Annotated in this window: 15 protein-coding genes; 10 read left to right on the top strand and 5 right to left on the bottom strand. The window is 64.6% G+C overall.

Features of this window, described 5'->3' with window-relative positions:
• Nucleotides 1-9 precede the first annotated feature (9 nt).
• From GM658_RS03765 to GM658_RS03730, 8 genes are read left to right on the top strand one after another with little or no spacing between them, the layout of a single operon-like run.
• Nucleotides 10-1,344: a TldD/PmbA family protein gene (locus GM658_RS03765; RefSeq protein WP_155452663.1), complete on the top strand. Its 1,335-nt coding sequence runs from the start codon at nucleotides 10-12 to the stop codon at nucleotides 1,342-1,344.
• 3 nt (nucleotides 1,345-1,347) lie between these two features.
• The gene (locus tag GM658_RS03760; protein ID WP_155452662.1) at nucleotides 1,348-1,968 is read left to right on the top strand and encodes a DUF4159 domain-containing protein; all 621 of its coding nucleotides are present in this window, start codon (nucleotides 1,348-1,350) and stop codon (nucleotides 1,966-1,968) included.
• Nucleotides 1,965-2,966, top strand: a complete 1,002-nt coding sequence (locus GM658_RS03755) for an AAA family ATPase (RefSeq protein WP_155452661.1) — start codon at nucleotides 1,965-1,967, stop codon at nucleotides 2,964-2,966. Before GM658_RS03760 ends, GM658_RS03755 begins: the two co-directional genes overlap by 4 nt.
• A 2-nt stretch (nucleotides 2,967-2,968) precedes the next feature.
• The gene (locus tag GM658_RS03750) at nucleotides 2,969-3,859 is read left to right on the top strand and encodes a DUF58 domain-containing protein (protein WP_155452660.1); all 891 of its coding nucleotides are present in this window, start codon (nucleotides 2,969-2,971) and stop codon (nucleotides 3,857-3,859) included.
• On the top strand, nucleotides 3,856-4,914 hold the full coding sequence (locus GM658_RS03745; RefSeq protein ID WP_155452659.1) for a hypothetical protein: 1,059 nt from the start codon (nucleotides 3,856-3,858) through the stop codon (nucleotides 4,912-4,914). The genes GM658_RS03750 and GM658_RS03745 overlap by 4 nt, the downstream gene beginning before the upstream one ends.
• The gene (locus GM658_RS03740) at nucleotides 4,898-6,949 is read left to right on the top strand and encodes a hypothetical protein (RefSeq protein WP_155452658.1); all 2,052 of its coding nucleotides are present in this window, start codon (nucleotides 4,898-4,900) and stop codon (nucleotides 6,947-6,949) included. The genes GM658_RS03745 and GM658_RS03740 overlap by 17 nt, the downstream gene beginning before the upstream one ends.
• On the top strand, nucleotides 6,946-8,634 hold the full coding sequence (locus GM658_RS03735; RefSeq protein WP_371865026.1) for a hypothetical protein: 1,689 nt from the start codon (nucleotides 6,946-6,948) through the stop codon (nucleotides 8,632-8,634). The genes GM658_RS03740 and GM658_RS03735 overlap by 4 nt, the downstream gene beginning before the upstream one ends.
• Before the next feature lie 26 nt (nucleotides 8,635-8,660).
• Nucleotides 8,661-9,449 (top strand): PPK2 family polyphosphate kinase, encoded by a 789-nt coding sequence (locus GM658_RS03730; RefSeq protein ID WP_155452657.1) that lies wholly within the window; start codon nucleotides 8,661-8,663, stop codon nucleotides 9,447-9,449.
• Here the strand turns inward: GM658_RS03730 and GM658_RS03725 are convergent.
• Nucleotides 9,446-9,895, bottom strand: coding sequence for a GNAT family N-acetyltransferase (locus GM658_RS03725; protein ID WP_155452656.1), 450 nt, complete (start codon nucleotides 9,893-9,895; stop codon nucleotides 9,446-9,448). The genes GM658_RS03730 and GM658_RS03725 overlap by 4 nt on opposite strands.
• A 19-nt stretch (nucleotides 9,896-9,914) precedes the next feature.
• Nucleotides 9,915-10,556 (bottom strand): pyridoxamine 5'-phosphate oxidase family protein, encoded by a 642-nt coding sequence (locus GM658_RS03720; protein ID WP_155452655.1) that lies wholly within the window; start codon nucleotides 10,554-10,556, stop codon nucleotides 9,915-9,917.
• 70 nt (nucleotides 10,557-10,626) lie between these two features.
• Here GM658_RS03720 and pdxR point away from each other — a divergent pair, with 70 nt between their 5' ends.
• On the top strand, nucleotides 10,627-12,111 hold the full coding sequence (pdxR, locus tag GM658_RS03715; RefSeq protein ID WP_155452808.1) for a MocR-like pyridoxine biosynthesis transcription factor PdxR: 1,485 nt from the start codon (nucleotides 10,627-10,629) through the stop codon (nucleotides 12,109-12,111).
• A gap of 92 nt (nucleotides 12,112-12,203) precedes the next feature.
• Nucleotides 12,204-12,833, top strand: coding sequence for a Crp/Fnr family transcriptional regulator (locus tag GM658_RS03710; protein ID WP_155452654.1), 630 nt, complete (start codon nucleotides 12,204-12,206; stop codon nucleotides 12,831-12,833).
• On the opposite strand, the gene GM658_RS03705 is transcribed toward GM658_RS03710, so the two are convergent.
• The 3 genes from GM658_RS03705 to GM658_RS03695 form a co-directional block, all read right to left on the bottom strand.
• Nucleotides 12,830-13,456, bottom strand: a complete 627-nt coding sequence (locus tag GM658_RS03705; protein WP_229416738.1) for a Crp/Fnr family transcriptional regulator — start codon at nucleotides 13,454-13,456, stop codon at nucleotides 12,830-12,832. The two genes, GM658_RS03710 and GM658_RS03705, sit on opposite strands and share 4 nt — an antisense overlap.
• An 86-nt stretch (nucleotides 13,457-13,542) precedes the next feature.
• Nucleotides 13,543-14,298: a spermine/spermidine synthase domain-containing protein gene (locus tag GM658_RS03700; protein WP_155452653.1), complete on the bottom strand. Its 756-nt coding sequence runs from the start codon at nucleotides 14,296-14,298 to the stop codon at nucleotides 13,543-13,545.
• A complete protein-coding gene (locus GM658_RS03695; protein WP_155452652.1) occupies nucleotides 14,279-14,431 on the bottom strand; it encodes a hypothetical protein in 153 nt (50 codons plus the stop codon). The genes GM658_RS03700 and GM658_RS03695 overlap by 20 nt, the downstream gene beginning before the upstream one ends.
• Nucleotides 14,432-14,454: the final 23 nt, after the last annotated feature.

Here is a 14,454-nt window from a genome sequence, read left to right as displayed (position 1 = left end):
GGACACCCGATGAAACTCCTGAGCAAAGACGAAGCGAAAAGCATTTGCGACAAAGTGATGGCCATGTCCAAGGCCGATGGATGCCGCGTGAACCTGAGCGGCAGCCGCAAGGGTAATGTGCGCTATGCGAACAACAGTGTTTCCACCGCCGGCCTGATCGAAGACACTACGCTGGTGGTCAGCGTCGCCTTCGGCAAAAGGCAGGGTGCTGCTACCTGCAACCAGTTCGATGCGAAGTCGCTGGAAGCGGCAGTACGCCGGGCCGAGGAAATCGCACGACTGGCGCCCGAAAATCCTGAGTTCATGCCGGCCGTGGGCAAGCAGGACTTCAAGGCCAGTAATACGTTCCAACGTAACGCCGAGGCATTCAGCCCGGAATACCGTGCCGATGTGGCCTTTGCCAGCATTGATGCGGCGAAGAAAGCGGGACTGCAGGCTGCGGGCTTCTTCAACGACAGCATCGGTTTTGACTGCATCGCCAACTCGAATGGCGTGTTCGGCTTCCAGGAAATGGGCGGCTTGAATTTCACCGTGACCACGCGCACCGATGATGGCCGTGGTTCGGGCTGGGTCAACCGTTCGGCCTACGATCCCAAATCGTTCGATCCGCGCGCAGCTTCCGAGATCGCCATTGAAAAGGCGCTGCGTTCGGTGGACGCCAAGGCGCTGGAGCCGGGCCGCTATACCGTGGTGATGGAGCCTGCCGCCACCAACGACTTGTTGAACTTCATGTTCAGCGCTTTCGATGCGCGTTCCGCCGACGAAGGCCGCAGCTTCCTGTCGAAGAAGGGCGGCGCCAACCGCCTGGGTGACAAGCTGTTTGACGAGCAGGTGAACGTCTGGACCGATCCATGGGATGCCAATGCCCCGGTGCTGCCATGGGACCAGGGAACGATGCAGGCGCGCGCGCGCCGCGACCTGATCAAGGGCGGCATGATTACATCGCTGGACTACAACCGCTACTGGGCGCAGAAGCAGGGCAAGGCGGCGACTCCGTCGGCCGGCAATATCATCATGGCAGGCGGCGCCAAGTCGACCGAGGAATTGATTGCATCGACAAAGAAGGGCATCCTGGTGACGCGCACCTGGTATATCCGCATGGTGGACCCGCAATCGGTGGCGCTGACCGGCCTGACGCGCGATGGCACCTTCTACATCGAGAACGGCAAGATCAAGCACCCGATCAAGAACTTCCGCTTCAACGACAGTCCGGTATCGATGTTGAACAATATCGATGAACTGGGGCGTCCGGTGCTGATCGGCGATACCGATTCGCGCAAGCTGATGATCCCGGCGATGAAGGTACGTGATTTCAACTTCACATCGCTGTCCGACGCGGTCTGAGGAATGCCCGCCTACGACTTCTACTTCACCCGCCTGACCTACGAGTCAGGCGACTGGGACGTCGACATCCGCATGCCCAGCAACGTGCTTAACTCGCTGGTCGAATACACGACCCTGAAAGTCGATCCCGTCGAGCGCATCGTGGCATTGTCCGACCCCAAGATGCTGGAGGCCCCGTTCTGCTACCTGGCCGGCCACAAGCTGGTGCAATTCACACCGGCAGAACGGAAGAATTTCGAGCGCTACGTGCGGGGCGGCGGCTTCGTCTTCGTTGACGACTGCAACCATGACATCGACGGACTGTTCGCGAAGTCGTTCGAAGCGGAAGTGGCGAAAATTTTCGGGCCCAAGGCCCTGCACAAGATCCCCAACAATCACTCGCTGTATTCGGCCTTCTTCAAGTTCGATGGTCCGCCGAATACTGGGATGGAATTGAACGGCTGGGGCGACGACCTGGTGCACGAGTACCTGAAGGCGGTGGAATTCAACGGCCGCATCAGGCTTTTGTATAGCAACAAGGATTATGGCTGCGAATGGGACTATGATTTCCGCAACAAGCGCTGGCTGGCGATCGACAACACGCGCTTCGCAGTCAACATCATTCAATACGCGTTGGGAGCATGACCGTGGCTGAAAGCGGCTGGAGCGAAAACGAAATCGGCGTGCTGCACGCCAAGGTAAAGGCACTGAAGGCGAGCATGGGCCGCGTCATTATCGGCCAGGAATCGGTGATCGACTCCCTGGTCATCTGCCTGCTAAGCGGCGGACATGCGCTGGTCGAAGGCGTTCCGGGATTGGGCAAGACGCTGCTGGTCAAGTCGCTGGCGCAGGCGACGGACATGGAATTCCGCCGCGTGCAGTTCACGCCCGACCTGATGCCGTCCGATATCGTCGGCACCGAAATCCTGGAGGAGGACCACGCGACAGGAAAGCGCGAATTCCGCTTCCAGCAAGGCCCGGTATTCACGCAGGTACTGCTGGCGGACGAAATCAACCGTGCACCGCCGAAGACGCAGTCGGCTTTGCTGGAAGCGATGCAGGAGCGCTCGGTGACGTTCGCCGGCCGCACGCACAAGCTGCCGCGCCCCTTTTTCGTGCTGGCGACGCAGAACCCGATCGAGCAGGCAGGCACCTATCCGCTGCCCGAAGCGCAATTGGACCGCTTTCTGCTGCATATCGATGTTGGCTATCCCAGCGAAGACGAAGAGATTGCGATGGTGTCCGCAACCACCCACGCCGGCCTGAAGGACGCCGAGCCGGCGATGGACGCGGAAACCTTGCTCCGCCTGCAAGCGCTGGTGCGCGACATCGAAATCGGCGAACACCTGCTGCGCTATGCAACGCGCCTGGTGCGCGCCACCCGGCCGCGGGAAACGACGGTCGATGCAGTGAAGAAGCACGTCGGCTGGGGCGCTGGTCCGCGCGCTGGCCAGGCGCTGGTGCTGGCTGCCAAGGCACGCGCCTTGATGCAGGGCCGCCTTGCCGTCACGCGTGAAGACATCGTGTATATGCTGCTGCCAGTACTGGCGCACCGCGTGCTGCGCAACTTCGAAGCGGAAGCTGACGGCATTGCGATCGCCGATATCCTGGCCGCCCTGCGCGACGCCATCAAGCCAGAATAAGCATGCTGGAAACACCTGTGCTGCTGGCGCATTCCGCCGACCTTGAACTGGTGATCCGCCACGTTCTGGCGGGCCTTGGCCATGGGATCCACGCTGGCCGTGAACGCGGCGCCGGCGTTGAGTTTTCCGAGTACCGTGCGTATGCGCCCGGCGACGAATGGCGCCGCGTGGACTGGAAACTGCTGGCGCGCGCCGACCGCTATTACGTGCGCGAAGCGGAGCGCGACAGCCACGTCGCTACCTGGCTCGTGCTGGATGCCAGTGCATCGATGGCGGAGCCAAGCCGCCGCGTGGATGGCCTGAGCAAGCATTGGTACGCACGCACGGCGCTGGCTTGCGTGGCGGCGATTGCGCAGCGCCAGGGCGATGCTTTCGGCTTGCTGCTGCTGTCGGGAGGGCGCGTCGAGTTCACACCAGCCTCGCGTGGGCCGCGCCATTTGCAGCGCGTGCTGGCGGCGCTTCAGCGCGCCACGCCGGCGGGAGGATTGCCCGATGCGGAGACGCTGCGCGCCAGCCTGCATTTCGCGCGTTCGCAAAGCATGGTGTTCGCCGCCACCGATGCGCTGGACTGGCCTTCGCCCCTTGGAGAGGCCTTGATCCGCCTGCGGCATATGCGGCATGACGTGCGAATGCTCGCCTTGCGCACCGAGGCCGAAGTCGAGGCGAATATCGCCGCCGGCCACGCCTACCGTGATCCGGAAGCCGACGGCGGCCTGCACAGCTTTGCCCGAGAGGGACGCGAAGCCTATCGCGCGGCGCTCGAATCGCATTTCGGTGCAGTCCGAGGCGCCTGCCGCCAGCATGACGTGCCGCTTTGCGAGGCGCGTATCGAGCAGCCGCTGGGCGAGGTACTCCGCGCCTGGCTGCGCAATCCGGAGGCGCGCCGGCCATGACCAGCATGCAGCCTTTGTGGTGGTTCGCCTTGCCGGTGCTGTTGCTGCCGGTGTGGTGGCATATGCGCAAACGCGAACGTACCCGTACCGAGCTCCTGGCCACCGCCCGCTTCCTGCCGGCCGCAGCGCCGCAGCAGCAGCGCATGCTGCGCTGGTCGGACGTGCCGCTCCTGCTGGTGCGGCTCGCCCTGCTGCTTGCGCTGATCGCCTGGCTCGCGGTGCTGGCAATGCCGTGGAAGGGAGACACTGTTTTCGTCGACCCAGCAATCGAATCCTCGCCATGGACGGCACAGCAAATCCAGGCCGCCGGCATGGCCGCCGCCGCACGCGAGCCGCTGCCGGCCGACGTATGGAACTGGCTCGCCCTGAACGAGCATGAATGGCGCCCGCAGGCGCGCTTCCTGATCCTCGCGCCAAGCGCCGCGATGCCAGCGCTCCGCCCGCGCCTGGCCCACGCCGCCGAGCTGCGCCTTTCGCCCCCGGATGCTGCTTCTGCCCATGCTCCCGCCGCACTCGCTTCTTCCGCTGCCGCGGCCAGCGCATCGGGCCACCTCGCGCCGATGCCCACCGTGGCGCCCCGCGACCGCCATGTGGTCGTCGTTGCGCCGCCCCAGCGGATCGCGAACTGGCAAGCGTTGTTCGCGGCCTTCAGCACTGCCGCAGACGGCGCCAATCGCTATGTGATTGCGGACACGCCAACACCGGAAACCGAATTGATTGTCTGGGACCGCCAGGACGCCGAACCGCCGCCTTCCTGGAAAGCACCCCTGTGGTGGCGCGCCGGCGCCGACGGGCAGAAGCAAACGCCGCAGGGCCTCACCTGGACTGCTGCCAAGTGGCCGCTGCAAGACATCGACGCCGCCCGCGCCCTTTACGAGCGCTGGCAAGCCGCCACATTACTCCCCGCGGCCTACCCAATGCCGGCCCAGTCCATGGCACCCGCTCGCAACAAGCCGCTGCCGACACCCCTGGCACGCTCGCCGGCTTGGCTGGCCCTTGCTCTGATGGCCTTGTTCGCAGCCGAAAGGATCCTGGCCCATGCCCGCCGCCGCTGACCATCTGGCCAGCGTGCGCCAGCGCATGCTGCACGCGCTGGTCCGCCGCCGCGCCGCCAGCTGGCTGCTGCCGCTGCTTCCTGTCGCCGCGCTAGCCATCGCGAACAACAATGTTTCGACACCGGTAACGCCGAGCGTGCTGGCCGCACTGGCAGCAGCGGCCGCGCTTTGGGCCGCAATCGACTTCACCATCTGGCGCAAACGGATCGAAGACAAGTTGCCATCGTGGCTGAATGCCGCCGTCCCCGAGTTGGAGGACAGCAGCGCAATGCTGGCGGCGGCGCCTGACACGCCCCTGGGGGAACTGCAACGCAATCGCCTGCTGGCGCGTATCGGCGGCGCGCTCACCGATGAGCGCCTCGGCAATATCGCAAAACAAAAATCCCGTTTCAACGCAATCCCGCTGGCATTGGCCATCGTCGCCGCAGCGGGTGCCTGGGCATACGCCGCCGCGCATGGCGCGCCGCACTCGACGCCGCAAGGCCACGGGCCGGCAGTGCAGGCAGGAGCAGTGGCCGGCATCAGCCTGCGCACGGAGCCGCCTGCATACACTGGGGTCCAGCCAAGCGAAGGCGGGGCGCGCGACTTGCAGGTCCCTCAGCACAGTAAAGTGCGCTGGTGCGCCATCAACGCCGACGCGGCCATCGAACTTGGCGACGGCCAGACCCTGCAAACCCCGGCCGGCAAATGCGCTGAATGGACGGCGATCGATTCAGCATTCTGGCGAAACCGCAGGAATCCGTCCCAGCGCTATACGATCCGCGTGACGCCCGACCTGCCGCCGCAGGTAACGATCGCCGCGCCAAACGAATCGGTGAGCGTCCTGAAGCCGGAAGCGCAAAGCGCACAAATCAGCGTCAATGTCAGTGACGACTACGCAATCACCAGGGCTACGCTGCACATGACGCTCGCACGCGGCAGCGGAGAAAACATCCGGTTCACGGACAAGGAAACCCCGCTGCCAGCTTCGCCGGACCCGCGCAAGCGCAGTTGGAACAAGCAATGGCTGTTGAAGGAGCTTGGCATGGAACCAGGCGACGAGCTGTACTTCTTCGTACGCGCCAGCGACAACGCGCCTGCGCCGCACATCGCTCAGTCGCCAACCTACACCCTGCGCTTGCCCGGCCCTCCAGGTGAGGCGCAGGAATCAACCGCCCTGCCGTCGCTGGCGAAGCCGGAAAACCTGCGCAGCCAGCGCCAGATCATCATCGACACCGAACAACTGGTAGCCGACATGCCGCGCCTTGGCGCCGCCGCAGTGCGTTCACGCAGCGAAGCAATCGCCGGAGACCAGGCCAAGCTGCGCTTGCGCTACGGCCAGTTCCTCGGTGAAGAGTCTTCCCTGTTCGGCGGCGATGAGCATGACGATGGCCACGCGCATGGCGGCGCCGCGGAAACCAAGGGCCCAGGCGGCTTCGGTACCGGCAATATCGCCGCTGAATATGGCCACACGCACGACCAGGAAGGCAACGCCACCATCTTCGACCCGGCGACGAAAGAGGTCCTGCGCCGCGCCTTGCGCGCGATGTGGGACGCTGAAAAGCAGCTGCGAGCCATTGTGCCAAAAGCAGCGCTGCCGCCGGAGTACAAGGCGCTGGGTGCAATCAAGGAGCTGCAGCAGGCCGAACGCGTCTACCTGCACCGGACGGCTTTTGTGCCGCCAGCGATCAAGGAAGAAAAACGCATGACCGGGGAAATGACGGGCGCCGCAAGCTACCGCCGTGCGCAAGCCGCAGCGGATGAGTTCATGCCAGGCGATGTGCGCGACCTGGTGCAGGCGCTGGGCGGCGACGGCGCTTTACCGGCCCTGTGGAGCAAGGCGGCGCGCGAAGCCGTGGCCCGGCTGCCGGACGATGAACAGCGCCTGGCCGCCCAAGCCGCAGTGCAGGATGTTGCCGATGGATGCCAGCCTTGCCGCGCAAAATTGCGTGCCTGGCTGCGCGCAACTATCGCGCAAGCGCCCGTCTTGCTGCAGGCCCGTCCACAAGCGCAGACGCGCTTCGGCTTGGCATTGCAAGGGAAGGGGGCGCAGTGAACGTGGACATCAACCTGCTGTACGCCGGCGCTGCGCTGGCCGGTACGGCCAGCGCCCTGCTGTATCTGCGCGGGAAGCACTGGGCCGATGCGGCGTTGGCCTTTGCTGCCGGCATATCGCTCGCGGCCCTGCTGGCTGCACCCGCAACGTTGACGGCTTCCGGCAGCGCGGGACCGCTGGCCTTGGATACCACCGGTGCCGGCATCGTTCCGAGCGACGCTCTTGCCTCGGCGCTGGCGCAACTGCCATCGACGCCGAGGAATGCCCTGATCGAAATCAAGGGGCATGGCCTGCAGGAAGCGCAATGGCGCGACATGCCTGTGCGCCGGGTCCAATGGCAGCCGTCAAACGAAGGCTTGCTATGGCTGGATTTTCCGCGCACCTTGCCCTTGGGGCGCAGCTTTGCGCTAACCGTACGGCGCGGCACGCCGCAAGCCGGCTGGCGCCTGCAACTGCTGGCTGAAAACGGCCAGTTGCTCGCTGAAGCGCGTGCTGGCGATGCGGTGGCCGAGGCGCTGAGCGTGCAATGGCAGCCGCCAATGGCGGAAACTATGGTGCTGCAGGCGCGCCTGCTGGACAAGGACGGAAAAACCGCCGCGCAAGGCCCGGTGCCGCTGCGCGTCCTCGACGCGATTCCACTGCAAGTGCAAGGCCGCTTTGGCGCGCCATCGTTCGACACGCGGGTACTGAACCAGTTGCTGACGGATTCGAACTCCATCATCGACTGGCAAACCACGCTTGGCAAGTCGCTCACCCGCAGCGAGGAAGCGCGCGCACCGCTAGTCCATCCGAACCTGCTGGTGGCGGACGCTGCCTGGCTTGAAAGCGGCGGGCTGCGCGGCGCGCTGGCGCAGGCAGCGCAAGGCATGCCTGTGCTGGTCCTGGGCGGCAATGCGGGCGATGCGGCGCTGTGGCAGCGCGAACTCGGACTGAAACTGGCGCCGCAATCGGCCACGACCGAGCGGGAAGACATGCGGCATCTGCTGCTGTCGGGCGCCACACTAGATTTCGCCGCAGGAGCGCAGATCCCGGCTGCGGGCGGCGCCTGGCAAGCCTTTGCCCGTGACAAGGACGGCAAGCCCTGGCTGTGGCAGCGCGAATGGCAAAAAGGCCGTCTCCTTTGGCTGGGCGTGCGCGATTGGCACCGCCATGCAATCAGCGAACCTGCGGCGCTGGGACAATGGTGGCAGCAGGTACTGGACATGGCGGCGCTTGGTAGCTTGCAGAAAGTGCGCTGGCTCGAGGCGGAGCCGATGCCGCTGCCAGGCTTGCGCACCGAGCTATGCGCGCAAGGCGTGGCGGCAGGCGGCGCCGTCAGCGTGGGGCAGGAAGCCATGCGCTGGCAGGCGCGTAGCGAGCGCGCCGATGCCGCTTGCGTGGCGTTCTGGCCGCGCGCTGCCGGCTGGCTGGCGCTCAACAGCCAGGACACGGAAAGCGCGGTCTTCGTCTACAGCGTCGAGGATTGGCCGGCGTGGCAAGCGGCGCTGCGGCATGACGCGACGGCCCGTTATGCCAGCCGCAGCGCCCAGCCAGTTGCGAGACTCCCCCGCGCCGGCAGCGCAGCAGCAGCCCCCGCTGCCGTCGCGGACACGCAACAAGCATGGGCCTGTGCGGTTCCGCGCTGGCTTCTCGGCCTCGCCTTCGCTTCCAGCCTGCTGCTGCTTTGGTGGCGCGAACGCCGCTGAGCGGAAAGCTGTGCTAATGTCGTCGCATGAAAGCGATCGATCAATTCCGGGCCAAGCCAAGTCTCAAGCTGCGCGACAAGGACGCCAAAGCCGACGCCAAGCCGGACCAGGACGCGCTGGACAAAGTGCTCGATGACATCTCCGATTTGCAGGAGATGCTGTATGCCGAGCGCAAACGCAAGCTGCTGATCGTCTTACAGGGCACGGACACCTCCGGCAAGGACGGCACCGTGCGCCACCTGTTCAGCAGCATCAACCCCATGGGATTGCACGCGACCGGCTTCCGCGCCCCCACTGAAATCGAGGCTGCGCACGACTTCCTGTGGCGCATCCACCGCGAAGTGCCCAAGGCCGGCGAAATCGGCGTCTTCAACCGCAGCCATTATGAAGACGTATTGATCACGCGCGTAGTGGGCATGATCACGCCGGCCGAATGCAAGCGCCGCTACGCGCAGATCCGTGACTTTGAACGCATGCTGGCCGAAAGCGGCACCACCATCGTCAAGTTTTTCCTGCATATATCGAAGGACGAGCAGCGCGAACGGCTGCAAGCGCGCGTCGACGACCCGCACAAGCACTGGAAGTTCGATCCGGAAGACTTGAAGCAGCGCGAGCTCTGGAAGGACTACCAGAAAGCCTACAGCGATGCGATCACCGCAACCAATGCCGATCACGCACCGTGGTACGTGATCCCCGCTGATTCGAAGCGCTACCGCAACGAAGCGGTCGCACGCGTGCTGCTGGAAACCTTGCGCGGGATGCGGCTCGACTGGCCGCCGCCCGACAAGCGCCTGCACAAGCTCAAGGTCCGCTAAACAGCGAAGTGGTAGACGAAGAACTTGTCGTCGCGCACCCAGCCCGCGGCCTGGTACAGCGCCTGCGCTGCTTCATTCGTGGTTGCCGTCGATAGCGTGAGGCGGATCGCGCCAAGGTCTTTGGCATAGTTGATTGCAGCCGACAACAGTTTTCCGCCGACGCCCTTACGGCGTCCCGGCTGGTCGACAAACAAATCGTTGAGTATGAAGGTCCGTGCCAGCGATACAGTGGAAAAGCTGGGATAGAGCTGGGTGAAACCAACCGCGCGCTCGCCGTCGAATGCGATGAAGATAATCGATTCGCTGTGATCGAAGCGCGCCAGCAGGAATTCCCTGGCGGCGGATGCATCGCCCTCGCGGCCGTAGAACTGGCGATATCCGTCTACCAGCGGGACCAGCGCGTCAAGGTCGGACAGCAAGGCTTGGCGAACAGTGATGGTACTCATATATCTCCTCAAGTGAAAATCAGGCCGCCCAATTGCGCACATACTCTGGCGGCGCCACCTGGCAGGCCGGGTCTTGCTGCGGCGCCAGGCGCAACTGGGTGAAAGGCAGGATGCCGGCCCACGCAGCCACACCCATATCTTCCTCATCGTCTTCCACGCCGCCGCTGCGCACTTTGCACGCCGCTTCGGCCAGGGCGATGCGCAGCACCGTGGTGGCGGCAAACTCCTTGTCGTTGCCGGGACGGATTTCAGCCTGCCGGCCCGGTGCCAGATGCTCCATGAAGGCCGCCAGCGAAGCGCGCTTGCCAGCTTCGTCGACTTCTTCAAAGCGGCCGTAAATCATCACGGAGCGGTAATTCATCGAATGGTTGAAAGCCGAACGCGCCATCACCAGCCCGTCCAAATGCGTGATGGTGACGCAGGCATCCTGCGCCACTAGCTGCTGCAGCATGCGGCTGCCGTTCGAACCATGGATATACAGGTAATCGCCTTCGCGCCAGCAGGCCGTCGGGATGCAATGCGCGCCGTACCCGTCGCTGAAGGCGATATGGCAGATATAGGCCGCATCGACGATGGCGCGGGCCTGGTCCTGTTCATAGCTGGCGTTACGGGCGATGCGCTTGACGCGCGTGCGGTCGGAAGGGGGTAGTGTCGTTTTCATAACGACGGACTATAATGTCCCGCTGGCCCCGGCAACAGGTCCAGGGGTGCGCAAAACCATGGAGCCAAGTTTGGACTACTCGCTGCTGATTTCAAATTTCACCGCCAGTCACGGACACCATGGCTGGCCGCGCCAACGCCTGCTGCACGAGTGCCTGCGCGCCGCCATCCGCGACGGCACGCTCGCTCCCGGCACCCGCCTGGTCGCCACGCGCGCGCTGGCGGCGGAACTGGGCGTGGCCCGCAACACCGTGCTGTACGCGTACGAACAGCTGACCAGTGAAGGCTATGTCACCACGGACCGCAGCGGCACCATCGTCGCCGCCGTGGCGCCAGTGCGCCAGCACCAGGCCAGCGTGGTCGTGCCGTACAAAGGTTTGTCGCAGCGTGCGCAGAACCTGCGCCACAGCACCGCCTCTGCAGCTACCGGCGCCCCTTTCGTGCCGGGCGTGCCCGATCTCCCAAGCTTCCCGATCGGCCTGTGGCGCCGCCTGCTGGAACGCGCCTGGCGTTCGCTGCCGACCGACAAGCTGAATTACGGCGACCCATGCGGCGAGCCGGTGCTGCGCGAAGCCATCGCCGACTACCTGCGCGCCTCGCGCGGCGTGGTTTGCGAACCGGCGCAAGTGTTCATCACCGACGGCAGCCAGAGCAGCCTTGACCTGTGCGGCCGCGCCTGCGCCGACGCCGGCGAAACGCTGTGGATGGAAAATCCGGGCTACGGCGGCGCCATGGCCGCCTTCCGCGCCGCCAGCGTGAAGCTGGAAGGCATCGACGTCGACGATGATGGCATCGCCCCGCGCGAGGAGGACTGGACACAGCGCCCGCCGCGCCTGATCTACAGCACGCCCTCGCATCAATACCCGACCGGCACTGTGCTGTCGCTGGCGCGGCGCATGGCGCTGATCGACGGCGCGCGCTCCTGCGGTGCGCTGATCGTCGAAGACGACTACGACAGCGAATTCCGCCACGACGGCCCGCCGCTGGCGTCGATGCAGGGCCTGCAGCCGGATGCCCCGGTGCTGTACTGCGGCACCTTCAGCAAGACCATGTTCCCTGGGCTGCGCATCGGCTACCTGGTGGTGCCGCCCTGGCTGGTGCAGCCGCTGGCCACCATGCGCCAGCAATCGGCCTCGCGCGGACGCGCCGCCGACCAGCTGGCGCTGGCCGAATTCCTGCGCAGCGGCCAGTTCGCGCTGCACCTGCGCCGCATGCGCCGCCTGTACCGCGAGCGGCGCGACGCCCTGGTGGAAGCACTGGACAAGCACCTGGGCAGCATCGCCACCGTCTGCGGCGCCTCGGCCGGCATGCACCTGTCGCTGCGCTGGGAAGATCCGCGCCTGTCCGACGTCGAGATCAGCCGCCGCGCACTGGAGCAGGAAGGCATGATTGCCAACGCGCTCAGCACGCACGCCGTGACAGGGCAAAGCAACTGGCATGGCCTGGCCCTGGGCTATGGCCAGGTGGCGCCGGCGCAAATGGATGGCCTGGTCAAGCGCCTGGCCGCTGTTGTTCATTTAACGGCCTATGAAAATTTTTACCGAAAGTTCAAATAGTTGATGTTTACCAGAGCGCCCATGTTTTTAGAATGAAGTAAATCTGGCCTGACCAGATGTAGTCAAAAACAAGAGACATGAACTGGGGTGCAATGAATCAACATTTCCTGAAACTGCGGCAACATTTCAAGGCCGACATGATGGCGCGCTACGCCGTCGACGAGCAACTATTCGACGCCGCCAGCCGCGCGATCGAGCCGCTGGCGGTGCCGTTTGCGGTGCGGCGCGGCGAACTGCTGCAGCGCGTGGGACAGACCGCGCGCGAAGTATTCTGGCTGACCGGCGGCGTGTCGCGCGTCGGCTACGTGAGCGAAGGCGGCAACGAAGTGACCATGCGCTTCGCCACCGAAGGGCATATCGCGAATGCCTACGAAGACTTGCTGGAGTACCGCGGCGAGCAGCCTTCGCGCTCCTTCATCGTGGCCGAGACATCGGTGCAGGGCTATCGCTTCGACTGGGAGCAAATGAGCCAGCTGCGCAGCCGTGACCCGGCGCTGATGGCCTATATGGTGCGGCTGCTGGAGTTTGCCGTCGGCTGCCAGGCGCGCCGCTTCATCACGCACACCGCATCGAGCGCCGAAGAGCGCCTGCTCAATTTCCGGGAAGAGTATTCGCAGCTGGAGCGCCGCATTTCGCAAAAGGTGCTGGCATCCTACCTGCAGATCACGCCGGCCTACCTGTCGCAGCTGATGCGCCGCGAGCAGATGCAGGAAGCCGCTTAACGCACCTGGTCCTGCTCCTGTTTCAGGAGCGTGGACATGTATTGCGGGGTGATGCCCAGGAAGGAGGCCAGCGACTTCTGCGCGATGCGCTGCTCCAGCCCTGGGTATTGCTCGCGGAAAGCCGCCAGGCGGCAGTTGGCCGACGTCATGCTGCGGATCAGGCTGCTCTGCGAATAGCGGCGGATCGACAGCTCCGACACCTTCAGGTAATACTCGCGCATGATGCAGTGCTCTTCGCGCAGGCGCGCCAGCGTCGCCCACTCCACCCGCACGCCTGTGATGGCCGTTTCCGCAACGATGAATTCCTGCGCCGGCAGGCCGTCCTGCGCCGCCAGCAGGTCGTGGTGCGAGCCGCAGGACTCGCCTTCCGAAGAAAACGCCATCGTCACCTCGCTGCCGTCCTTGGTCAACATGCCGCGCCGCGCCACGCCGCGATACAGCCAGTAGGCCACGCTGGCCGGCACCCCCGCATGCTGCAGGTAGTCGCCCTTGCGGAATTCGACATGGGTCACGTGCGGCGCGAGGATGCGGTTGAATTCGTCGAACAATGCACGCGATACGCCGACCCGGCTCATCGATTGCTGGACGAACTCTTCGCGCTGCTTGAGGAAGACATCGGACATTGCGGAAACTCTTGGTCTTTTTGACAATGTTGTTTCTCGTGCGAAACAACGAACCCCGCAATATAGCACGACCGCGTGTAGCTGGACTACGCGCCGGCCATCCAGTCCCGCAAGCCGTCGACCCATGGCTTGGCGTTCAGGTTCATGGTCTTCCTGATCTGGCTGGCGCGTTCGTACAGCACCGAGAAATCGATGGAAGGCGAGCGCTTGAAGGCAATCACCACGATGTTGGCGTCGTGCACTTCGGGCAGCCATACCACGGCGTCGAACACCAGCTCCATATGCTGCAGGTTCTTGGCGTAGTTGTCGAAGTCGCCGAAGACATTGGTGGTCATGATGCCGTCCGGCCCCAGGCAGTCATAGCAGGCCTGGTAGAACTCCGGCGTGTCGAGCACCGGGCCGCGCGCTTCCTCGTCGTACAGGTCGACCTGCAGGGCGTCGACCGTGCCGTGGTTGCGCGGGTCGAGCACGAAATCCATGGCATTCATCTGCCGCACGTCCAGGCGCCCGTCGTTCGGCGGCAGGCCGAACTTTTCCTCGCACATGGCGATCACGTTCGGATTGAGCTCGATGGCCGTGACGCGCGCCTTGGGGAATTGGCGGTAGCTGAATTTGGTCAGGGCCGCGCTGCCCAGCCCGAGCTGGACTATATGGCGGGGCGCCGGCAGGAACAGCGTCCACATCATCATCATGCGTACGTACTCCAGCTCGATCACATCGGGCTTTGCAATGCGCATGGCGCCCTGCACCCAGGAGGTACCCAGGTGCAGCGAGCGCACGCCTTCAAACTCGGTGATGGTGGCGGGAGGAAAACCAGGCTGGTCAAATCTTCGGGATGGCATAGAGCGCTAGTTTACCAGCCCGGCCGCCTGCCCGCACCGGGCTGATATCGAGCGTGCCGGAATAGCTGGCCGAGGCCGGACCGGCGGAGTTTCCGGAAAAGCGCAGGCCGGGCGCCTGCAAGGTAGGCCGCACGATTGACGCGTCGTTTGATCTAC

Origin of the sequence: Massilia eburnea (assembly GCF_009720745.1) — a bacterium.
Classification (GTDB): domain Bacteria; phylum Pseudomonadota; class Gammaproteobacteria; order Burkholderiales; family Burkholderiaceae_D; genus Rugamonas; species Rugamonas eburnea.
This window is presented reverse-complemented; position numbering and strand designations above follow the sequence as displayed.

Coding starts and splice junctions, on each gene's coding strand:
- GM658_RS03765 (WP_155452663.1), top strand. CDS start 10: ATGAAACTCCTGAGCAAAGACGAAGCGAAAAGCATTTGCGACAAAGTG.
- GM658_RS03760 (WP_155452662.1), top strand. CDS start 1,348: ATGCCCGCCTACGACTTCTACTTCACCCGCCTGACCTACGAGTCAGGC.
- GM658_RS03755 (WP_155452661.1), top strand. CDS start 1,965: ATGACCGTGGCTGAAAGCGGCTGGAGCGAAAACGAAATCGGCGTGCTG.
- GM658_RS03750 (WP_155452660.1), top strand. CDS start 2,969: ATGCTGGAAACACCTGTGCTGCTGGCGCATTCCGCCGACCTTGAACTG.
- GM658_RS03745 (WP_155452659.1), top strand. CDS start 3,856: ATGACCAGCATGCAGCCTTTGTGGTGGTTCGCCTTGCCGGTGCTGTTG.
- GM658_RS03740 (WP_155452658.1), top strand. CDS start 4,898: ATGCCCGCCGCCGCTGACCATCTGGCCAGCGTGCGCCAGCGCATGCTG.
- GM658_RS03730 (WP_155452657.1), top strand. CDS start 8,661: ATGAAAGCGATCGATCAATTCCGGGCCAAGCCAAGTCTCAAGCTGCGC.
- GM658_RS03725 (WP_155452656.1), bottom strand. CDS start 9,895: ATGAGTACCATCACTGTTCGCCAAGCCTTGCTGTCCGACCTTGACGCG.
- GM658_RS03720 (WP_155452655.1), bottom strand. CDS start 10,556: ATGAAAACGACACTACCCCCTTCCGACCGCACGCGCGTCAAGCGCATC.
- GM658_RS03710 (WP_155452654.1), top strand. CDS start 12,204: ATGAATCAACATTTCCTGAAACTGCGGCAACATTTCAAGGCCGACATG.
- GM658_RS03705 (WP_229416738.1), bottom strand. CDS start 13,456: ATGTCCGATGTCTTCCTCAAGCAGCGCGAAGAGTTCGTCCAGCAATCG.
- GM658_RS03700 (WP_155452653.1), bottom strand. CDS start 14,298: ATGCCATCCCGAAGATTTGACCAGCCTGGTTTTCCTCCCGCCACCATC.